Origin of the sequence: Gordonia sp. NPDC058843 (assembly GCF_042743165.1) — a bacterium.
Classification (GTDB): domain Bacteria; phylum Actinomycetota; class Actinomycetes; order Mycobacteriales; family Mycobacteriaceae; genus Gordonia.
This window is the reverse complement of the sequence record NZ_JBHYNC010000055.1, coordinates 11,539-32,468: the sequence shown is the minus strand read 5'-3', so window position 1 is coordinate 32,468 and position 20,930 is coordinate 11,539. Positions and strand designations below refer to the sequence as shown.

The window sequence follows — 20,930 nt, the reverse complement described above, 5'->3', positions numbered from 1 at the left end:
CCCTTCGTGGCTCGCTTCGCTCGCACCTCAGGGAGCATGGATTTCGGACACTCACGAGTGTTCTTTCGTGGTCCACGACGGCCGCCAGGCCGCAGTACTGAGGCGCGAGCTTGCGAGCGTCCCCCTGCTCCCTGAGAAGCGAGCTTGCGAGCGTCCCCCTGCTCCCTGAGGAGCGAGCTTGCGAGCGTCACGAAGGGACTCGCAACCCCGTCACCGGACCCCTCGCGACGCCCCCTCCGCAGGGAGCAGCAGGGTGGTGCTTCCGCAAGCTCCGGGCGTGACGAAAACGCCGCACGCCCGGATGCCGGCGTGTAGATTCCCCTGCAACTGCGCTTCAACCGTCGGACGTCGGGTCCGGGAGGTGTCCGGTGAGCACTGCCGAAGAACGTGCAAGGCAACTCGATCTTGTTGCGCGGCTTCACTCCTCGTACCCCGAGTTGCCGGATGCGCCGACGCCCGACCTCCTCGATCACGCCCGCTTCGTCGCCTACATGAAGCCCGTGCACGACGTCGGCGGGGAGCCGGACGCACCGATCACCTACGAGGACAAAGCCTACGAGGAGTGGGAGCACATGACCTACGTCATGTGTGAAGTGCTTGCCTGGCGCGGGATCTGGCTGTCCGAGGAACGTCGCCGAATCGGCAACGTCGACGTCGGCCGCGCGGTGTACCTCGGATTCCCCTACTACGGACGCTGGTTGCTGGCCGTGGCCAGAATCCTCGTCGAGAAACACCACATCGCGCTCGGTGAACTGAGTGAGCGGATGCTCGAGGTCCGACAACGCTATGCCGACGGACTGGACGGCCGCCGTCTCGAGGCGCGGCCCCACAGCGTCGGAGACGGCACCGATGTTCCCCGGAACACCCATCACCGACACGCGATCGGCATCGGCGATCCGCAGATCTATGCCGGACAGGCGGGCGACGCCGCCTTCGGGATCGGCGACCGCGTCCGGGTTCGCGAGCTTCCCGTTCTGTTGTACACGCGGACACCGGAATACGTTCGAGGTGCGGTCGGCGAGGTGGCGGCCGTGGCCTACGAGAGCCCCGCGCCCGAGGACGAGACCTGGGGGCTCTCCGACGCGCAGGCCGAGTGGTTCTACGTGATCCGGTTCGCGATGGGCGACCTGTGGCACGGGTATACCGGGCCGGCCGACGACACCCTGCAGACCGAGATCCCCGAACGCTGGCTCGAATCGGCCGGCGGTGAGGACGACCGCCCATGAGCGACGACCACGCCTCCCACGACCACGACCACGACCACGACCACGACCGCACGGTCAAACCGATGGTCGACGAGATCACCGACTTCGAGGTCCTCGAGATCGCGCTCCGCGAGCTATGCATCGAGAAGGGACTCTTCACCGCCGAGGAGCACCGCCGCTTCACCGAGTTCGCCGAGCAGATCGGGCCGACGCCCGCGGCGACGCTCGTCGCCCGGGCCTGGCTCGATCCCGAGTTCGAGAAGCTGGCACTCGACGACCCGATGGCGGCCAGTAAAGAGGTCGGCGTCGACTGGCTCGAACCGACCGGCTTCGGAACACCCAGTGACTTCACGGCTTTCGAGATCCTGGCCGACACCCCCACCGTGCACCACGTGATCGTGTGCGCGCTGTGCTCGTGCTACCCGCGCCCCATCCTGGGGAACTCGCCCGAGTGGTACCGGACCCCGAACTACCGCCGCCGGATGGTGCGGTGGCCTCGACAAGTGTTGTCCGAGTTCGGGCTTCAACTCCCGGACGGGGTCTCTGTGCGCGTGCAGGACTCCAATCAGAAGCACCGGTTCATGGTGATGCCACAGCGCCCCGCAGGCACCGACGGATGGACCGAGCAACAGTTGTCGGAGATCATCACCCGCGACTGCCTCATCGGCGTCGCGCTGCCCAGGCCGGGCGTCACCACCAACGTCATCTCTGCCATCCGGCCGGCCGTCCACCCGGCCGGGGAGTAGCCGATGGCCGACGACGGACGCACCGGATCCCATCGACCGCTCGACGAGATCGTCGAGCGGAACCAGGTATGGCACCGCATGGCGTCGAAATACGGTGTGGAGAACCCGGTTCCGCCATGGAAGACCAGTCTCGACGGATTCTGCGACGCGCTCGACCGGGGTGCCGGCTCCACGACCGGGTCCGCCGTTGCCCCCGGCGTCGTCGAACGACGGGACGACGAGGATCGGTTGTCGTCGACGATCTACGCCGACCTGCCCTACCCAGAGAACCAGCTGGTCGCGCTCGCCCACACCCTGCTCGATCGCGGCGTCATCGACGAGAGCGAGTTGCGGACGCGGATGGCGGCGGTGCGCGCACGCCTGCAGTCCTGACCGACCCGGCCTGAGGAGGAATCCCGCCGTCCGGCAACACCTGTGCACAGGCGTCGCTCCAACGGATGACCCGGCGTCGGCTCCATTAGTCTCAGCCCATGCCCGGGGGGAACGACGCGACCGACACGCGTACCGACGAGCAACTCCTGCGCGCCCACCTCGCCGGCGACCCACATGCGTTCTCCGATCTGATCAGCCGTCATCTCGACTACCTGTGGTCGGTGGCGCTGCGGACGAGCCAGAATCCGGAGGACGCCGCCGACGCCCTGCAGGACGCGCTGTTCGCCGCGCATCGGACCGCGCGGGATTTCCGGTCCGATGCCAAGGTGACCAGCTGGCTGCACCGGATCGTGGTGAACGCCGGCCTCGATCGCATCCGGCGCAACAAGGTGCGCAGGACGGTGCCGCTGCCGGAGTGGGATGTGGCGTCCATCGCCGACACCGCCGACGACATCGCCGCGGTGGACCTGTCGGTGTCGATCGGGCGAGCCCTGCACGTCCTGCCCGAAGGACAGCGAGCGGCCATCGTCGCCGTCGACATCGAGGGCTACACGGTCGCCGAGGCGGCGACGATCCTGGGCGTCGCCGAGGGCACGATCAAGAGTCGCTGTGCGCGAGGACGTCTCAAGCTCGCCCAGGTCCTCGGACATCTACGCAGCGATTGACGTCCGGCGTGAACACGCGCTCCCGACCGTTCGCGATCACAGGGAACCGAATCGGGCCGGCGCGCGTCCAAGTATCCGACGAAGCCGGGCTCACTCCTCACCGACTTCGACGCCGACCCCGCCACGACCACCACAGACGCCCGAGACCCGCCGGAATGGAAGACTGACACCATGACCCCTCGGGGACCAGATGACTACGAGACCGGTGATCTACCCGGTCCGCCGTATTCGGCGGACATCCTCGCCGAGTTGCACGCCGGTGCGCTGCCCGGTCCGGTGGCCGCGCACATTCGCTCGCAGATCGTCGATGACCCTGCCGCACAGACGATCCTGGCCGCGCTGGATCGCACGTCGGACGATCTGCGTACCGCCGGGCCGTCGCCGGTGACCGCTCCCGATCACATTCGCGCGGACGTCGCGGCCACGCTCGCCGCGCTCGGCCGGGAGCACCCGGATGCCGCCGACGCGTCGATCGCGCATCCCGGCTCGGCCCCTTCCGAACACCCTCCCGAGGGCCGGGGACGACCACCGGTCGACCTGACCACCGCACGCCGAGGGCGCAGGTCCGCCGACCCGGGTGGGCGCGGCACCCGTCGACAGACCACGCGCCTGCTGCTCGCCGCGGCCGCAGTCCTCATCGTGGCCGCGGGATCCGTCGGTGTGTTGCGTCTGCTCTCGGCCTCCGACACGGCGGGCCCCGGGCAGGCGCCTCGTGCGCAGTCGTCGTCGGCCCCGGGTCCGACCGGCGTCGGCGGCGTCGCCGCCCTCTCGGTTCTCGGCCGTACCGATGGGGCACCGTTCGGCTCGATCGAGGCGCTGCGTCGCTGCACGGCCGCGCACCTGGTGTCCGCCGACGTCATGATCGTCGGCTCTGGTCGCATCCTCGTCGACGGCTCCGGGGCCGCGGCGATCCTGCTGTCGACCGGGGTGGCCGGACGTTTCGACGCTCTCGTCGTCGGGCTCGACTGTGACCTGGGGAACCCGGCACTGATCTCGCGAGGCATCATCGGCGGGTGACCGGCGTGTCCGTATTCGGAGGCCCCGACCGGCCGAGGCACGCGTCGCGTCCGCGGGAACATCTCCGCTTACCCTGGTGTTGAAGCAGCCGTGACCCGCCTGGACATGGGCGGGTCTCGCTCAACCCACAGCACGGAGGACAAGTGAGCCAGCCAGAGACCCAGCAGATCCACGAATTGATCATCATCGGATCTGGTCCTGCCGGGTACACCGCAGCGATCTACGCCGCGCGCGCCGAGCTATCTCCCATCGTCTTCGAGGGCACCCAATTCGGTGGCGCCCTTATGACGACCACCGAGGTGGAGAACTTCCCCGGATTCCAGACCGGTATCCAGGGTCCCGCGTTGATGGACGAGATGCGCGAGCAGGCGATCCGTTTCGGCGCCGACCTGCGCATGGAGGACGTCGACACCGTCCGGCTGTCCGGCCGGATCAAGGAGGTCGAGGTCGGCGGAGAGATCTTCCGGGCCCGCGCGGTCATCCTCGCCATGGGTGCCGCGGCACGCTACCTCGGAGTCGAGGGGGAGCAGCAGCTCCTCGGACGCGGAGTGTCGGCGTGTGCCACCTGTGACGGGTTCTTCTTCAAGGACCAGGACATCGCGGTGATCGGCGGTGGCGATTCGGCCATGGAGGAGGCGACATTCCTCACGAAGTTCGCACGCAGCGTCACCCTCGTCCATCGCCGCAACGAGTTCCGGGCGTCGAAGATCATGCTCGAGCGCGCACGCGCCAACGACAAGATCCGATTCGTCACCAACGCCGCCGTACAGTCGGTCGTCGGCGACGGTTCGGTATCGGGTCTGAAGGTCGAGGACACGCGGACCGGTGAGGTCAGCACTCTCGACGTGACCGGCATGTTCGTCGCGATCGGCCACGATCCGCGCAGCGAGCTGGTTCGCGGCCAGGTCGACCTCGATTCCGAGGGTTATGTCGTGGTTCAGGGACGCACCACGCTCACCTCTCTTCCCGGCGTGTTCGCCGCCGGCGACCTCGTCGACCACACCTACCGGCAGGCCATCACCGCCGCCGGAAGTGGATGTTCGGCTGCCATCGACGCCGAGCGCTGGCTCGCGGAGCAGGGCGAGGCGGCCGACCTCACCGTCGACGGTGCCGAGGCCGCTACCGTTTCGGAGATCGACGCTGTTCAGGCACCCGCCTGAGCCGTCACCACTCACCACCCGGGCCGTCGCGCCCGGTCCGACCAAGGAGGTCACATCATGGGTGCACACACTGTTGCCGTCACCGACACCACGTTCAAGGACGCCGTTCTGGGCGCCGACAAGCCGGTTCTGGTGGACTTCTGGGCCACCTGGTGCGGTCCCTGCCGGATGGTCGCCCCGGTACTCGAGGAGATCGCACGCGACCACGGCGACAAGCTGACCGTCGCCAAGCTCGACGTGGACGAGAGTCCGTCGACCGCGCGCGACTTCCAGATCATGTCGATACCGACCATGATCCTGTTCGACAAGGGACAGCCGGTGAAGACGATCGTCGGAGCCAAGGGCAAGGCCGCCCTGCTTCGTGAGCTGGACTCGGTCGTCGGCCAGTCGGCCTGACAGCCTGCTGTTTTCTCCATATCGTCGCAACAGTCCGACGGGTGAACGACGCTGCCGTTCCACCCGCGGACTGTTTGCGTTGGTAGTGTCGGCCGTGGTCTCGACCGGAGACCCCTGTGCGCTGGGTCGGAGCGATTCGACCGCGAGCAGTTTGGTGTAGTGAAGTCCAGCTGCGAGAATGCAGGCTGACGTTTGACCGGTGTACCGCTTGGCGTACATCGCACATCGCGCAGAGCCGCACCTGCCGCGATTCGTACGAGGGGTGACGAGATGCCATTGTTCCGACTTGGTGATCACGGCTCGGCGGTGGCCGAGATCCGCGCCATCCTGGTCGGACGCGGACTACTGCCCGAGGACGGATCCTCGAGCACCGCAGACGGTGGTGCGACGAACGGGTGGAACCCGCCCGAAGCCGTGTTCGACGAGGCCTGCGATCGGGCCGTCCGCGCGTTCCAGCAGGAACGCGGCCTGATCGTCGACGGCATCGTCGGTCCCGCGACCTACCGCGTCCTGCGCGAGGCGTCCTACCGTCTCGGGGCACGGGTGCTCTCGTACCAACTGTCGGCGCCCATGGTGGGTGACGACGTCGCGACACTGCAGAGCCGCCTACAGAATCTCGGCTATTTCACCTCGCTGGTCGACGGCATCTTCGGTCTGACCACGCACAACGCGGTATGCCTGTACCAGAGTGAGTACGGTCTCGCCTCTGACGGGATCTGCGGCCCGGCCACCCTGCGCTCGCTCGAACGCCTCGGCACGCGGGTGACCGGCGGCTCGCCGTACGCCATCCGCGAAGAAGAGCACGTCCGTCGCTCCGGCCCGCAGTTGTCCGGCAAGCGAATCCTCATCGACCCGGGTTCCGGGGGACTCCACTCGCTGTCGACGGGTGAGGTCGCCGACCGTGAGTCGGAACTGCTGTGGGATCTGGGTGCTCGTCTCGAGGGGCGGATGGCTGCCGCGGGAATGCAGACCTTCCTGTCGCACGACGGGCGTGGACGTCCCGGCGATGATGAACGCGCTCGGGTCGCCAACCTGATGGACGCCGACCTGATGATTTCGCTGCGTTGCGGGCATTATCGGAACTCACACGCGAACGGCGTCGCGTCGTTCTATTTCGGCAGCAGTAGCTCGTATTCGACGATCGGTCGGAACCTCGCCGGCTTCATTCAGCGCGAGATCGCCGCGCGCACACCGTTGTCGGACTGCCGAACGCACGAGCGCACCTGGGATGTCCTGCGACTCACGAAGATGCCCGTGGCCCTCATCGACGTCGGATACATCACGAACCCCGACGACGCCGCGGTTCTCGCGGATTCGGACTGGCGCAACGTGATCGCCGATGCCATCGTGGTTGCCGTCAAACGGCTGTACCTGCTGGATCAGGACGATCGGCCTACGGGCACTTACACGTTCGCGGATCTGCTGGCAGCGGAGAACATCTCTCGCTGAGGCGGTGCGGCCCGGTTCCTACCGGGACCGCCGTCTGCTGCCGGCCGGCGAGATCCATCTGCGCCATCACCACCAGTTTCTGCAGAGCACTCTCGACCTCGAACTTCCAGCCGAGACCTTCGTCGAGTTCCAGACGGAAGCGCGGGAACCGTTGGTGCGACGACACGACGTCGAACCCGGAGTCTTTCAGGAACGAGGCGTCGTTCATACAGTTCGTGCAGAGATCAGACTGAGGATCATCGAGGATCTCACGCGCGACTTCGACGATGGCCTCATCCGACCAGAACTCGAGATCATCGGCCGGCCCGCCTGCACTGCCGCCGAAGGCGGAGGGATCCATCCCGACCCCGTTGCGCACCAAACCGAACGACTCGACCGCCCGGACGCCGCGCCGGATCAGATCTCCCAGCACGGCGTCCAGCAGAACAGTGGCGACCTCGTCGTACCCCGGCTCGGTCCGAATGCTGGTGAGCAGCACCGCGTCGTGACTGACCGGTGAGGTGGGGAAGTGCTGCGACCGAGGGACGCGGTTCGGCGGAGCGTAGAAGGCCGTGCCGATGACGTTGTTCGTGCCGGATTCGATCGCGACCTGACCGCACGCCCCCCACTCGAGGAGCAAGCCGGAGATCCATGCCTCTTTGTCGAACTCACTCTCATAGGATTCGAACTCACCGAAGCTCGGCGACTTGGTTCCTGCGGTCGGGCTTGTCGCGCTCGCGGGCTCGACTTCCCAGAAGACACATTTGCGGGTGTGCTGGGGGAGCGACGCGAAGGATCCCAACTCCAGCCGAGAAACGGACACACTCATGTCAGCGCACTCCGGACGAGCGTGCCAGAAACCACGAAAGGCTCTGACTGACAACGCCTTTCGCTGACAATACGGCCGTCGGCTTCCTCTATCGTCACAGTGACATTACTTCCGCGTCTAGGTGGTACCGGAAATCTCGCGCCGAATTCACTTCTTCGGATCGATGAACTGAACGATGCGTTCAAGATCATCGACCGAGCCGAACTCCACCACGATCTTGCCTTTTCTTTTTCCTAGACTGACTGTAACCCTGGTGTCCAGACTGTCGGACAGTCTCTCTGCGAGATCTTGCAGACCCGGCATCTGCATCGGGCGTCGTTTCGGCGCGTTCGGGGACTTCGCTTCGGGTCCGTCTCCACGATTGGCGAGCGTGACCGCTTCCTCCGTCGCCCGAACAGACAGACCTTCGGCGACGATTCGCGCGGCGAGTGCCTCCTGGGCGTCGCTACCCGTCTCGAGAGAGAGGAGGGCACGGGCGTGACCGGCGGACAGGACACCAGCAGCCACGCGACGCTGCACCGGAATCGGCAGTTTCAGGAGCCGGATCATGTTGCTGATCAGCGGTCGGGAACGGCCAAGGCGGGAGGCGAGCTCCTCATGTGTGACCCCGAATTCTTCGAGCAGCTGCTGATACGCCGCCGCTTCTTCGAGGGGGTTGAGCTGTGCCCGGTGGATGTTCTCGAGTAGCGCATCCCGCAGCATGTCACCGTCGGGGGTCTCGCGAACGATCGCGGGGATCGCATCGAGCCCGGCCTCCTGACTGGCCCGCCAGCGGCGCTCACCCATGACGATCTGATATCCGACCCCGTCCGCGGTCGGCTCCTTCAGGCGCCGCACCACGATCGGTTGCATGAGGCCGAACTCTCGGATCGAGTGCACGAGTTCGGCCATCGCGCCGTCGTCGAAGACCGTCCGGGGCTGACTTGGATTGGGCTGAATCTCTCTGGGTGGCAGCTCGCGATACACCGCGCCCGCCTCTTCGGGACTCAGGGTCTGCGTACCCGTCTCCGGCGCGGCACCGGTCGACGCGCGCTGGACGCCACTTCCGGCGGACGTTGTCGGTCCCTTACCGATGACGACGTCGGCAGCAGCGTTGCCGAGCCGGGGTGCGTCGGACTGATCGTCGGCCGGTCCGGTGGGAATCAGCGCGGCCAACCCGCGGCCCAGTCCGCCCCGGCGCTGAGCGGCGTCCCGTTGACTCATTGGTGGTCCCTTTCGCGGTGGTGATCCTCGGTCAGCGCTTCACGTGAATCGATGATGCACCGCCTCACGCCGGAGCTCCCTCGGAGGCGCGGAGGGCCAACTCGCGCGCGGCGTCGAGGTAACTCATCGCGCCACGAGACCCGGGGTCGTACTCGATGATCGTCATCCCGTATCCGGGGGCCTCGGAGACCTTGACGCTGCGCGGGATGATGGTGCTCAGCACCTTATCGCCGAAATGGCGTCGTACTTCTTCGGCCACCTGGTCGGCCAGTTTGGTTCGACCGTCGTACATCGTCAACAGGATCGTCGAGACGTGGAGATCGCGATTCAGATGTGCCTGCACGAGTTCGATGTTGCGCAGCAACTGTCCGACACCTTCGAGTGCGTAGTACTCACACTGGATCGGGATCAGGACCTCGCGAGCTGCCACCATCGCGTTCACAGTCAGCAAGCCCAGCGATGGGGGACAGTCGATGAACACGTAGTCGATCTGGAACTCAGCGAGCACATCGTCCGCCAGCGCGTTGCGGAGTCGATTCTCGCGCGCGACGAGGGAGACGAGTTCGATCTCCGCGCCGGCCAGATCCAGTGTCGCCGGAACGCAGAACAGACCTTGTTGGCTCGGCGATTCCTGAATCGCTTCTTTCAGTGTCACCTCACCGAGCAGCAACTCGTACACCGAGGCGATGTCTTGCGCACGATGATCGATGCCGAGCGCGGTACTCGCATTGCCCTGGGGATCGAGGTCGATGACGAGAACACGTAGCCCACGCAGAGCCAGCCCTGCCGCCAGGTTCACCGTGGTGGTGGTCTTGCCGACGCCACCCTTCTGGTTGGCGACAGTCATGATCCGCGTCTGCGGGGGTTTCGGCAGCTGCCCGGCGCCTCCAGGCGTCAGGACCTGGCTTGCGCGTTCAGCAGCCATGGCGATTGGGGTGTCGGCGAACGGTTGCCCGTCAACAGGGTGACCCCCGACCGGGGTTTCACGTGAAACATTCGGGTCTTGATCGACCACGCGTGGACTCCTTTGACCGACCTCGTAAGGACTCGCTCCAGTGACACCGGCGGCAGGAGCCACCGGTTCAACTGCCGCGGAAGCGTCGATTGCAGCACCTTCAGAGGCGCCGACAGAACGCTTTCTATTCTGCGCCCTCCGTGGACTCCACACCAATTCGATCGCCTCCTCAGCGCCGTCCGGAGCGGCCACTTCGGGCGCGCTCGTTCTTCGTACCCACGATCACCGTCGTCGGCGTCTCGAGATATCGGTCTCCACAGGTCTGCACCGACAGTTCGGCGATTCCGGACCGACCGACGACCGCCCGGTCTCGCTCGATCTCCTCCGCCGCCGATGACCCCTTGATTGCAATCATGCGGCCGCCCGGCCGAACCAGGGGAGCGGACCACTTGGCCAACCTCTCCAACGGTGCGACTGCACGAGAAGTGACCACATCTGCCGGACCGACCTCGGTGCGGACAGACTTCTCCTCGGCTCGCCCACGGACTACGGTCACGTTGTCGAGTGCGAGTGCAGAGATCGTCCGTTCGAGGAACGTGCTTCGCCGGAGCAGTGGCTCGACAAGAGTGATCACCAGGTCTGGTCGCGCAACCGCGAGCGGGACTCCCGGGAGTCCCGCGCCACTACCGATGTCGATGACGCGCTGGCCGTTCGAGATCAGTTCACCAAGCACCCCGCAATTCAGGATGTGCCGGTCCCATAGTCGAGGTACCTCGCGTGGGCCCATCAAACCGTGGTCGATCCCGTCTGTGGCGAGAATGCGCCAGTAGTCTTCAGCCAGACTTAGCCGTTCTCCGAAGACGTCCGCGGCGGCGGCCGGCGGGACCGCCAACGCATCCAGGTCATGATCGTGCTCGGGTTCTGCGTCAGACGGCACTGCGCCTCCGTTCGGGTGGACTTCCTAGACAGTGTTTCACGTGAAACCTGGGGCGCTTTCGGGTCGGTGCACATTGCGACCAGCGGCCGGTGTTTCACGTGAAACACATCGATGTCATTCGTACGACGAGGTCCGACACCAGTTCGGCACGCCTACTCCACGCGGGGCTCAGCGTGCGTGGCCGCCACGGTTCCAGCATCGCGACCGCTCCTAGAACAAGCCACTTCGATGTCACACGATCGCCCAGGGCGACACCGCGACCATGCCCTGCCGAATGCGGGAGTTGGCTGAGTCGGTAGTACCCGCTCACCCGCCCCCGGACGAGCAGCACTCCGAAGTATCGCCGCGGCCTCAGTCAGCAACCGTCGTCATAGACAGCGCCGCGCGACCACGATCGCCACCCCACGACACAATCGCGCATTCGCCGCGATCCAGGTACGTCGGCTTGGACGAGCCCAATCCGCGGGTACTCCAGCCGCCCGACAAGGGCGGGGTACCGGCCCCCGAGGCAGTCTCGATCGCAGTGCAGTGTCAGTCACAGTGCACGCGTCATCCACTCCGGATTCAGAGACGAGGGTAGGCGGGACCCACTGCGGGGGCTGGCCCGCGAACTGCGGCGGGGTCAGGACACGCGACCCTCGACACGGAGGCCGACGAGGCAGCCCGCGCAGCCGACTGAAGGTCTCGCCGTCGAAGTGGGTCCCGACCGCCACACGGAACGCTCGGACGTTGACGACACCGCAACCTGCGACCAACCCGTCCACAACTCGGTTTCACGTGAAACAACAACGATGTAAGTAGTCACGATGCACACGCAGGGCAACCCACAGCAGGCGCAACCCGCAGACACACCGAGTTCGCGGACATGCCGCAGGAACAGATCAGGCCCCGACCGAAACGGTCGGGGCCTGATCACCTCCGCGGGGGAGGGGAGAGCTGACTATGCGGGGAGCACGACCACGCGGCGCTTGGGCTCGGCGCCCTCGCTCTCACTGACAACGCCATCCACGACGGCCACGGCGTCGTGCACGATCTTCCGCTCGAACGGGGTCATCGGATCCAGCGCCTCACGCTCGCCCGACGACAGCACCCGCTCGGCCACCTCACGGCCAAGGCGCGCGAGCCGGTCGCGACGATCAGCTCGCCAGCGGGAGATGTCGAGCATCAGGCGACTGCGCTCACCGGTCGCCTGCTGGACCGCGAGGCGGGTCAGTTCCTGGAGCGCGTCGAGGACCTCGCCCTTACGACCGACGAGCTTCGTCAGGTCGTCACCGCCGTCGATGCTGACGACCGCACGGTCGCCATCCACGTCGAGGTCGATGTCACCGTCGAAGTCGAGAACGTCGAGCAACTGCTCGAGGTAGTCGCCGGCGATCTCGCCTTCTTCGACCAGACGATCCTCATCGTCTTCATCGTCCTCATCGTCTTCATCATCCTCATCGACGTCGTCATCGTCGGAGCCCTCGAGATCGTCGGCCTCTTCCGACGCCTCGTCAACGGCGCCGTCGGCGTCCGCTCCGGTGGCGACGTTCTCCACCACGGCACCGTCGTCGGCAACGGTCTGTGAGGCAGTGTCGACCTGATCCTCGGTCTGGGTCCCGGCCGGTGCCTCGGCATCTGTACCGGCTTGAGTTGCAGTCTCTGCTGTCATCTCATTCACCTAACTTCTGTGCTTCATCGAACAAGTCTGGGGCGCTCACCGTTTGCCGCCGCGTTTGTTGCCGCGTTTGGCCGTCGAGCGACTTCCACGGTTGTGGTTCTGTTTCTTTCCCGGTGCGGCGCCCGCTCCGGGCCGGGAAGGCTTCTGGCCCGGCTTGGGCTTGGCGCCCGCTCCGCTGTCCGGTGCAGTTGCCGCGGACTCGTCGGACGTGGACAGCTCGGGATCGACCGCATCGGTCTCCGCCTTGCCCTCGGATCCATCGTCCTTCGAGAGGGACACCGGCTCCGACACCGCACCGTTGGTGTTCGTCGCCCGCTTCTTGCGGTCGGGTCGCACACCCGGCTTCGGCGCATTCGCCTTCAGCTTCTCCTGCTTGAGGAGCTTGGCCTCTTCTTCTTCCTTGGCGATGTGGCCGAACACGATGTGCTGCTGACCGTAGGTCCAGATGTTGTTGCTCATCCAGTACAGGAGGATGGCGACGGGGAAGAACGGACCGGTGATGAGGATGCCGATCGGGAAGATGTACAGCGCCAGATTGTTCATCATCCGGGTCTGCGGGTTCTCCAGCGCCGCCTCCGGCTGACGGGCGACCGACGCCCGGGAGTTCAGGTGGGTCGCGATGGAGGCGACGATCATCATCGGCACCACGACGAACGCGATCTGCGGACGTGTGAAGTCGATGGGGGAGCCGGGCTCGACGAACGCCTGGAACTCGGTCGCCGGCTCCACGAGATACGACGACAGCGGAACACCGAAGAGGCGGGCGTCCAGGAAGTTCTGTACCTGATCGGCGCTGAACACATAGTTGCCTTGGGCACGGGTCTCCGCGGCACTCATCCCGAGCTGTCCGAAGCCGGTACCCATACGGTTGAACGACCGTAGGACGTGGAACAGACCGATGAAGACGGGGATCTGCAACAGCATCGGCAGGCAGCCGAGCATCGGGTTGAACCCGTGCTCCTTCTGGAGCTTCTGCATCTCCTCGGTCATCTTGACCCGGTCCTTGGCGTACTTCTTGCGAATCGCCTGGAGCTGCGGGTTGATCTCCTGCATCTTCTTCGTGGTACGGATCTGCTTCACGAAGGGCTTGTAGAGGATGGCACGCAGGGTGAACACGAGGAACACCACCGACAGTGCCCAGGCGATCCCGTTTCCACCGGGGGAATCAGGTGTGACATGGCTGAAGAGCCAATGCCAGACCCACATGATCCCGGAGACCGGGTAATAGATGAAGTCGAGCACGGGTCAGTTACCCCTCACTTGTTGTACTGACAGAGCACGACGTCTCGCCGGACGTGTGCTGATGGTTTCGAGGTCGATGTGTCCCGGCGAGACCGCTCCACAGGTCAAGGATCAGTTCGCCGAAGCCGCGTTCGGGGACCGGGTCGTAGCCGGGTCGGTGCCAGGGTCCGCACTTCACGAGCCGGACGACCGAGAGCAGCGAACCGTAGAGGAATCCGTGTCGGTCGAGCGCTTCGACCGCGTATCCCGAGCAGGTGGGTTCGAACCGGCACGACGGCAGCCGCATCGGCGACACCCAGGTGCGATACAGCTCGATGAGGAAGATGACGGTGCGGCGGGGGAGTAGTCGCAGAAAACGCAGAACTCGCGCTCCGCGTCCGATCGTGGAACCCGAACCCACGGCCGTCGGATGATCGTGCAGGCCGGACGACGACGCGGTGTCGGCGGTGCCGTCCGCCGACGTGTCGTCGAATCCGGCGCCGGGCATCACAGCGACCCCGACCCGTCCATCGGGACCGCGATGGACTCGGCGAGCTCCCTTGCCCGGCGACTGGTGAACGCCGCGCTCAGCTGGTCGGCGAGCTCCGTACTGGATCGTTCCGCCGCACTGCGTCGAGCGCGGACGACGACGTAGGTCTCTTCCGGGAGAAGGCCGGCCGCGACACCGAATGCAGCACGGAGGCGACGGGCCACGAGATGCCGGGTCACCGCATTGCCGACGGATTTGCTGACGACCAGACCGAGCCACGGGCCACCGGTCATGGCCACGTCTCGACGCAGGGTGCGGGGATCCGGCCACTGACGACCGACCATCGCGAGGTGGACGACGAAGTCACGACCGTTCACCCGCGCACCGGACTTGAGGGTGCGTGAGAAGTCGGATCCCCGTGAGATCCGATGAGTGGGCGCAGTCATCGAACAGCCGACCGGATCCCGAACGGGATCCGGTGAGAGCCGACGATCAGGCGGTGAGCTTCGCGCGGCCCTTGGTACGACGGCCGCTGACGATGGCACGCCCGGCGCGGGTCCGCATGCGCAGACGGAAACCGTGCACGCGTGCGCGACGACGGTTGTTCGGCTGGAAAGTACGCTTGCCCTTGGCCACGGTGACTCCTTGTGCTCCCTGTGGGCACGCCGGCTATCCGGGCATGACCCACATGTTGTCGTTGGTCGGTTGATCCAGGACGGTGCCGAGCTGGTGTCGGTGATGACTCGGCGAACATGGATGATCGCCGCGCAAATCCGCAACCTGGATGACCAGTCGAGACTACTGACACCGAGCGTTCAAATCAAACGGCGACTTCGCTCCACCGGCACCGTCCCTCACCAGTGTGTTCTGTGCCACGAAAGCAAGATTGTCAGCAGAATCGAGTCAAACGTCCCGATCGCTTTGTGACCCTCTACGACCTCTGTTACGTTCTCTCACAGCGTCGACCACCCGTCCCGACGAGGAAGCTCCTCGAGGACCTGGCTCAGACCGAAGTCCCCAGTTCGTCGTCACCTTTGTACACAGGTGTGGATAACCCTGTGGAGAGATGTGGTCTCCGGCGCAGATGCCACCACTCACGTCAACGCTGGTAGTTTTCCGGATCAGGAGGCCAGCCCCGTGACTTCAGACCGAGACACATTCGGCGAGGTGTGGCAGCAGGTCGTCGCCGAACTCAACGACGACGACGCCGCACGCGACCACGAACCACTGACACGCCAGCAGAAGGCGTGGCTGTCACTGGTTCGACCCCTCACCCTCACCGAGGGTTTTGCCCTGCTGACCGTGCCGACGGCATTGGTCCAGGAGCAGATCGAACGCAATCTCCGAGAGACCATTCGCTCGGCGCTGAGCCGTCACCTCGACGAACCGGTCGACCTCGGCGTGCGGATCGCGACGCCGCGCAACGACGAGCCGATGACCGAGACGCCGGCCCCTGATACTCGACCCATCGCCGGCGCGGCCGCCGCAGTCGACTACTCCGCTGCCCCCGTGGGCGCAGGTCTGGCGTCGTCCCCGGCAGCCGAGTCCCCGCGCCCGTCCGGCGACTGGGCGTCGTACTTCGCCGAGCGGCCCACGTCGACGCCACCGGCAACCGGCGCAAACCTCAACCCCAAGTACACCTTTGACACTTTCGTCATCGGCGCGTCGAATCGCTTCGCGCATGCCTCGGCAGTGGCGGTGTCCGAGGCGCCGGCACGCGCCTACAACCCGTTGTTCATCTGGGGTGAATCCGGACTGGGTAAGACGCATCTACTGCACGCCGCCGGGCACTACGCCCAACGCCTCTTTCCGGGTATGCGGGTGAAGTACGTCTCCACCGAGGAATTCACCAACGACTTCATCAACTCGCTGCGCGACGATCGCCGGGTCGCGTTCAAGCGCCGGTATCGCGATGTCGACGTCCTGCTCGTCGACGACATCCAGTTCCTGGTGGGCAAAGAAGGTATCCAGGAAGAGTTCTTCCACACTTTCAACACCCTCCACAATGCGAGCAAGCAGATCGTCATCTCCTCCGACCGGCCGCCGAAACAACTTGCCACGCTGGAAGATCGGCTGCGCACGCGGTTCGAGTGGGGGCTGATCACCGATGTTCAGCCACCCGATCTCGAGACCAGGATCGCCATCCTGCGCAAGAAGGCGCAGATGGACAACATCGCGGTCCCCGACGACGTCCTCGAGCTGATCGCGTCGAAGATCGAGCGCAACATCCGTGAGCTCGAAGGTGCCCTGATCCGAGTGACGGCCTTCGCCTCGCTCAACGACGCCGCACTCGACAAGTCACTGGCCGACGTCGTCCTGCAGGCCCTCCTGCCCAACTCGGGCACGCTCGAGGTCAGTGCGGCCAGCATCCTCGCCATCACGGCCGAGTACTTCGACATCTCGATCGAAGAGCTGCGTGGTCCCGGCAAGACACGGTCGATCGCCCAGGCGCGCCAGATCTCGATGTACCTGTGTCGGGAGCTGACAGACCTCTCCCTCCCGAAGATCGGGGAGACCTTCGATCGCGACCACACGACGGTCATGTACGCCGAACGCAAGATCCGCAAGGAGATGGCCGAGCGTCGTCGGGTGTACGACCACGTCCAGGAGCTCACCGCCCGCATCAAGCAGCGTGCCGTCGGCTGAGTCCCACTCTCGGTCCCACTCTCGGTCCCACTCTGGGTCCGTCCTGTACCCCGTCTCCAGCCCCTGCACCCCCGAGCCCGCAACGGCTCGGGGGTGCGGTCGTCTGAGGGTGTGTCGTGCGCGTCGGCGGCGTGCATCAACGACGCCCCGGAATACGAAGTCTGGTCCTCGGGTCGAGACTCTCCGGGCCCATTCGGCGTCGTGCGACCGTCGGATCCGGCCGACGTCGGCCCTGGTCACCAACGATCACCAACTGTGGATCAACCTTGGGATAACCCGGGTCCGCATGTGCACCGACGGTGGACGCCGCGCGAACAACATGAGAACTCCACACCTGCGACTGGATCCGCTCGACATTGCTCCACCGGTCATGCACACGCCCGCACCCGCCCGGACTGGCGCGATGCCATGGTTGTCCACAACTTCCACAGCTCCTATTACTGAGATGGATCCCTATCTAAAGAGATTCTTTTGTAAGAAGGTCTGTGCACAGACACTCACCGACCCGGCCGCTCGGACACCGCTCCGACGAGGGTCGGAGTTGCCCCCAACCACTCCGGCTCGGGCAGCGGCGTTCTACAGTGGGATTCCCGGATGCGGGATCCCAGTCCAGGCCGGCCGACCCACAGCGGCGCCGACCCGGTGATCCAGGCGGGAACGAGAACGAGAGAAGGGCAACCTCCCAGCATGAAGTTTCGTGTCGCGCGTGACGAGTTCGCTGATTCCGTCGCCTGGGTCGCCCGCAGTCTCCCGTCTCGCCCGCCCGTTCCGGTTCTCGGCTGTGTCGTGCTCAACGTCGGTGAGACCGGCCTGACCGTCTCGGGTTTCGACTACGAGGTCTCGGCACAGGAGAACCTCGGCGCGGAGGTCGCGGAGCCCGGACAGGTGCTGGTCTCCGGCCGACTCCTGGCCGACATCACCAAGGCACTCCCGAACAAGCCCGTCGACGTGACCCTCGATGGCTCTCGTGTCTCGATCACGTGCGGCAGCGCGAAGTTCTCGCTCCCGACGATGCCGGTCGAGGACTACCCGCAGTTGCCGGACGTCCCCTCCATCACCGGCACGATCCCGTCGCAGCTGTTCGCCGAGGCGATCTCCCAGGTGGCCGTGGCCGCGGGCAAGGACGACACCCTGCCCATGCTGACCGGCGTGCGCGTGGAGATCGAGGGCAACTCCGTCGTCCTCGCCGCGACCGACCGCTTTCGCCTGGCAGTACGCGAATTGCAGTGGGAGCCTTCTGATCCCGATACCAAGGGCGCCGTCCTCGTCCCGGCGAAGACTCTCTCGGAGAGCGCCAAGACCGCGGGTGCCGAGGGCACCGGCGTCGTCTCGCTGGCCTTCGGCGGGGGCGCGGCCATCGGATCCGACGGCATTCTCGGCATCCTCGGTGAGACCAAGAAGACCACCACGCGTCTGCTCGACGCGGAGTTCCCGAAGTTCCGTCAGCTGCTCCCGGCCAGCCACACCGCCGTCGCCACCATCGACAGTGGCCCGCTGATCGAGGCGATCCGTCGTGTGGCCCTGGTCGCCGAGCGTGGTGCGCAGGTCCGGATGGAATTCGCCGAGGGATCCGTGCTGCTCACCGCGGGCGGCGACGAGGCGGGCAAGGCCGAGGAAGAGCTGCCTGTCTCGTTCCAGGGCGAGCCGCTCACGATCGCGTTCAACCCCGGATACCTGCAGGACGGCTTGTCGGCGATCAACGCCGACGCGGTCGACTTCGGGTTCACGACCCCGAGCCGGCCCGCTGTGCTCCGGCCGGCCAGCGGTGAGGATCCGGTCGCGGACGAATCCGGCGCCTTCGTCGCCCCCGAGAGCGCCTTCAGCTACCTGCTGATGCCCGTCCGCCTGCCGGGCTGACGGCCGGCTCCGGCCAAGTCTCCCCGTCATCAGGATCGACGCCGACCCGTGTACGTCCGTGAACTGCATCTGAGGGACTTCCGATCGTGGCGGGCCGTCGACCTCGATCTGGCACCCGGGCCGACAGTTTTCACCGGCCGCAACGGTTTCGGTAAGACCAATCTGCTCGAGGCACTCTTCTACCTGTCGACCCTTCGGTCGCATCGGGTGAGTTCCGACGCGCCACTCGTGCACGCGGGATCTGCGTCGGCGTCGGTGATCGCGACAGTCGAGAACGACGGCCGCGAGCTGACCGCCGATCTGCGGATCAACGCCGAGGGGGCCAACAAGGCGTCGATCAACCGCAGCCCGGCACGACGCCCCCGGGATCTCCTCGGGATCCTGCGCACGGTGTTGTTCGCGCCGGAGGACTTGTCCCTGGTGCGCGGGGATCCGAGCGACCGGCGACGCTTCATCGACGAACTCGTCGCTCAACGAGGTCCCCGATTGGCCGCGGCGCGCGCCGACTACGACCGGGTCCTCCGCCAGCGGTCCGCCCTGCTCAAGACCGCCGCCGCAGCACTGAGACGCGGTGGAGAACAAGCAGATTCGGTCATCAGCACCCTCGACGTATGGGACGGACAGCTTGCCGATCTCGGCGGTCAGGTGATCTCGGCGCGGTTGTCGGTGCTGGCCGAACTCGAACCGCACTTCACCGGTTCGTACGCATCGATCGCGCCGCATTCCCGACCCGCCGTGCTCCGCTATCGCCCCGCGGGTGGCGCGGAGATCGAGGAGAGCACCCCGGAAGCCATCGCCGACGTCCTGGCATTGCGCCTGACGCAGTTGCGCGACAAGGAGATCGAGCGCGGCCTGTGCCTGGTCGGACCGCATCGCGACGACATCGACATCGTCCTCGGCACCGACGTCGCGAAAGGCTTTGCCTCGCATGGGGAATCCTGGTCGCTGGCGCTGGCCCTGCGTCTCGGATCCGTCGAGCTGACCCGCGCGGAGGGTGTCGAGCCGGTCATCATGCTCGACGACGTGTTCGCCGAACTCGATGCCAAACGTCGCGCGCAGCTCGTCGAGTTCACTGCCGAGGCCGAGCAGCTCCTCATCACCGCGGCCGTTGCGGAGGACATCCCCGCGCGGATCGGCGGCCGGCGGATCGGGGTGGACGTCGTCGATGACGACGACGGACGACGGTCACACATCGTCGACGACGTCGCTGAGGAGGGGGAGTCCGATGAGTGACGATCAACCGTCCGAGTCGTCGGATCCCGTCGACCCCGCGCCACGCCCGACCCCGCCCGGCGAGCTCGGCGGATACGAGCGTGCCCGCAAGGCATTGGAGGAAGCCCGCGCGCAGGCGCGCGCCGCGGGCAAGTCCGTCGGCCGGGGTCGGGCCTCGCCCGTCCGTCGTGTCCCGCGGGGATCCCAGGGGCGCCGACGCTGGTCCGGTTCCGGACCGGATCCGCGGGATCCCCAGCCGTTCGGGCGGCTGGTCGGCGGTCTTGCGAAAGACCGCGGCTGGCAGGAGAAGATCGGGGAAGGAACGCTGTTCGGCATGTGGGACCAGATCGTGGGTTCCGACATCGCCGCGCATGCCAAGCCGATTGCACTGCGCGACAACGTACTTCACGTGCAGGCCGAGTCCACGGCGTGGGCGACGCAACTGCGCTACATCCAGTCGCAGCTCCTGGCCAAGATCGCCGCTGCCATCGGCAACGGCCAGGTCACCTCGTTGCGGATCAGCGGTCCGAAGGGTCCGTCGTGGCGCAAGGGTGAGCGGCACGTCCGCGGCCGAGGTCCGCGCGACACGTATGGCTGAGGCAGCGCTAGCAGAGTCGTCGACACTTTACTAGTTGCTGAGCCTCGTGGGCCGTTTTCGATCCCCAAGCCACGATCGACCCGGGAACGAGGCCAGAAAATCGATCTGAGGGCCTGTTAGCGGCCCCGGATGCGCGTCCCAGGGCGAGTCAGGCAGTACACTGTGGGGAGTTGTCCCGACAGGGGTGCACAACAACAGACAGACAGCGCCTCCAGGCTACCCGGATGTACCCGCCGGGTACTCCTGTGCGCGTAACCGCCGTGTGCCCCGTCGACAAGGATCGACGACGGATCCGGAGACCACCTGATCCGTCGATGAGCAGAACAGGAGCGG

General features: G+C 66.0%; 21 protein-coding genes. 12 read left to right on the top strand and 9 right to left on the bottom strand.

The genetic code is table 11. From position 1 onward, the window contains the following. The first annotated feature begins 368 nt into the window (after positions 1 to 368). The 8 genes from ACFW3F_RS23160 to ACFW3F_RS23125 all read left to right on the top strand — a co-directional run bounded on the left by ACFW3F_RS23160 (position 369) and on the right by ACFW3F_RS23125 (position 7,010). Positions 369 to 1,226, top strand: coding sequence for an SH3-like domain-containing protein (locus ACFW3F_RS23160; RefSeq protein ID WP_388061639.1), 858 nt, complete (start codon positions 369 to 371; stop codon positions 1,224 to 1,226). Beyond that, a complete protein-coding gene (gene scnC / locus ACFW3F_RS23155; protein WP_388061637.1) occupies positions 1,223 to 1,951 on the top strand; it encodes a thiocyanate hydrolase subunit gamma in 729 nt (242 codons plus the stop codon). Before ACFW3F_RS23160 ends, scnC begins: the two co-directional genes overlap by 4 nt. 3 nt (positions 1,952 to 1,954) lie before the next feature. Continuing rightward, positions 1,955 to 2,323 carry a thiocyanate hydrolase gene (locus ACFW3F_RS23150; protein ID WP_388061635.1) on the top strand — a complete coding sequence of 123 codons (369 nt, stop codon included), beginning with the start codon at positions 1,955 to 1,957 and terminating at the stop codon, positions 2,321 to 2,323. 98 nt (positions 2,324 to 2,421) lie between these two features. Further along, positions 2,422 to 2,988 (top strand): RNA polymerase sigma factor SigM, encoded by a 567-nt coding sequence (sigM, locus tag ACFW3F_RS23145; protein WP_388061633.1) that lies wholly within the window; start codon positions 2,422 to 2,424, stop codon positions 2,986 to 2,988. A 171-nt stretch (positions 2,989 to 3,159) separates the two neighbouring features. Beyond that, on the top strand, positions 3,160 to 4,005 hold the full coding sequence (locus tag ACFW3F_RS23140; protein ID WP_388061631.1) for a hypothetical protein: 846 nt from the start codon (positions 3,160 to 3,162) through the stop codon (positions 4,003 to 4,005). A 143-nt stretch (positions 4,006 to 4,148) separates the two neighbouring features. Further along, a complete protein-coding gene (gene trxB / locus ACFW3F_RS23135; protein WP_388061629.1) occupies positions 4,149 to 5,165 on the top strand; it encodes a thioredoxin-disulfide reductase in 1,017 nt (338 codons plus the stop codon). A 57-nt stretch (positions 5,166 to 5,222) separates the two neighbouring features. Then, positions 5,223 to 5,561 carry a thioredoxin gene (gene trxA, locus ACFW3F_RS23130; protein WP_058252984.1) on the top strand — a complete coding sequence of 113 codons (339 nt, stop codon included), beginning with the start codon at positions 5,223 to 5,225 and terminating at the stop codon, positions 5,559 to 5,561. A 270-nt stretch (positions 5,562 to 5,831) separates the two neighbouring features. After that, a complete protein-coding gene (locus tag ACFW3F_RS23125) occupies positions 5,832 to 7,010 on the top strand; it encodes an N-acetylmuramoyl-L-alanine amidase (RefSeq protein ID WP_388061627.1) in 1,179 nt (392 codons plus the stop codon). Here ACFW3F_RS23125 and ACFW3F_RS23120 read toward each other — a convergent pair. From ACFW3F_RS23120 to rpmH, 9 genes are all read right to left on the bottom strand, one after another. Further along, complete coding sequence (locus ACFW3F_RS23120) at positions 6,955 to 7,818, bottom strand: hypothetical protein (RefSeq protein WP_388061625.1); 864 nt, start codon at positions 7,816 to 7,818, stop codon at positions 6,955 to 6,957. The genes ACFW3F_RS23125 and ACFW3F_RS23120 overlap by 56 nt on opposite strands. Before the next feature lie 147 nt (positions 7,819 to 7,965). Further along, positions 7,966 to 9,021 carry a ParB/RepB/Spo0J family partition protein gene (locus tag ACFW3F_RS23115; protein WP_388061623.1) on the bottom strand — a complete coding sequence of 352 codons (1,056 nt, stop codon included), beginning with the start codon at positions 9,019 to 9,021 and terminating at the stop codon, positions 7,966 to 7,968. Positions 9,022 to 9,085: 64 nt separating this feature from the next. Beyond that, on the bottom strand, positions 9,086 to 10,036 hold the full coding sequence (locus ACFW3F_RS23110) for a ParA family protein (protein ID WP_388061621.1): 951 nt from the start codon (positions 10,034 to 10,036) through the stop codon (positions 9,086 to 9,088). A 169-nt stretch (positions 10,037 to 10,205) separates the two neighbouring features. Continuing rightward, complete coding sequence (gene rsmG / locus ACFW3F_RS23105; protein ID WP_388061619.1) at positions 10,206 to 10,913, bottom strand: 16S rRNA (guanine(527)-N(7))-methyltransferase RsmG; 708 nt, start codon at positions 10,911 to 10,913, stop codon at positions 10,206 to 10,208. Positions 10,914 to 11,853: 940 nt separating this feature from the next. After that, complete coding sequence (locus tag ACFW3F_RS23100; RefSeq protein ID WP_388061617.1) at positions 11,854 to 12,564, bottom strand: protein jag; 711 nt, start codon at positions 12,562 to 12,564, stop codon at positions 11,854 to 11,856. A 45-nt stretch (positions 12,565 to 12,609) separates the two neighbouring features. After that, positions 12,610 to 13,815 (bottom strand): membrane protein insertase YidC, encoded by a 1,206-nt coding sequence (gene yidC, locus ACFW3F_RS23095; protein ID WP_388061615.1) that lies wholly within the window; start codon positions 13,813 to 13,815, stop codon positions 12,610 to 12,612. Positions 13,816 to 13,822: 7 nt separating this feature from the next. After that, a complete protein-coding gene (yidD, locus tag ACFW3F_RS23090; protein WP_388061613.1) occupies positions 13,823 to 14,302 on the bottom strand; it encodes a membrane protein insertion efficiency factor YidD in 480 nt (159 codons plus the stop codon). Then, complete coding sequence (gene rnpA / locus ACFW3F_RS23085; protein WP_388061611.1) at positions 14,302 to 14,730, bottom strand: ribonuclease P protein component; 429 nt, start codon at positions 14,728 to 14,730, stop codon at positions 14,302 to 14,304. The genes yidD and rnpA overlap by 1 nt, the downstream gene beginning before the upstream one ends. Before the next feature lie 46 nt (positions 14,731 to 14,776). Further along, positions 14,777 to 14,920, bottom strand: coding sequence for a 50S ribosomal protein L34 (gene rpmH / locus ACFW3F_RS23080; RefSeq protein ID WP_388061609.1), 144 nt, complete (start codon positions 14,918 to 14,920; stop codon positions 14,777 to 14,779). Positions 14,921 to 15,421: 501 nt separating this feature from the next. On the opposite strand from rpmH, the gene dnaA reads away from it, so the two are divergent. The 4 genes from dnaA to ACFW3F_RS23060 all read left to right on the top strand — a co-directional run bounded on the left by dnaA (position 15,422) and on the right by ACFW3F_RS23060 (position 20,597). Next, the gene (dnaA, locus tag ACFW3F_RS23075; protein WP_388061607.1) at positions 15,422 to 16,930 is read left to right on the top strand and encodes a chromosomal replication initiator protein DnaA; all 1,509 of its coding nucleotides are present in this window, start codon (positions 15,422 to 15,424) and stop codon (positions 16,928 to 16,930) included. 687 nt (positions 16,931 to 17,617) lie between these two features. After that, positions 17,618 to 18,787 carry a DNA polymerase III subunit beta gene (gene dnaN, locus ACFW3F_RS23070; RefSeq protein ID WP_388061605.1) on the top strand — a complete coding sequence of 390 codons (1,170 nt, stop codon included), beginning with the start codon at positions 17,618 to 17,620 and terminating at the stop codon, positions 18,785 to 18,787. Between the two features lie 48 nt (positions 18,788 to 18,835). Next, the gene (gene recF / locus ACFW3F_RS23065; RefSeq protein ID WP_388061603.1) at positions 18,836 to 20,020 is read left to right on the top strand and encodes a DNA replication/repair protein RecF; all 1,185 of its coding nucleotides are present in this window, start codon (positions 18,836 to 18,838) and stop codon (positions 20,018 to 20,020) included. Beyond that, the gene (locus ACFW3F_RS23060; RefSeq protein WP_388061601.1) at positions 20,013 to 20,597 is read left to right on the top strand and encodes a DUF721 family protein; all 585 of its coding nucleotides are present in this window, start codon (positions 20,013 to 20,015) and stop codon (positions 20,595 to 20,597) included. Before recF ends, ACFW3F_RS23060 begins: the two co-directional genes overlap by 8 nt. The last annotated feature ends 333 nt before the right edge of the window (positions 20,598 to 20,930 follow it).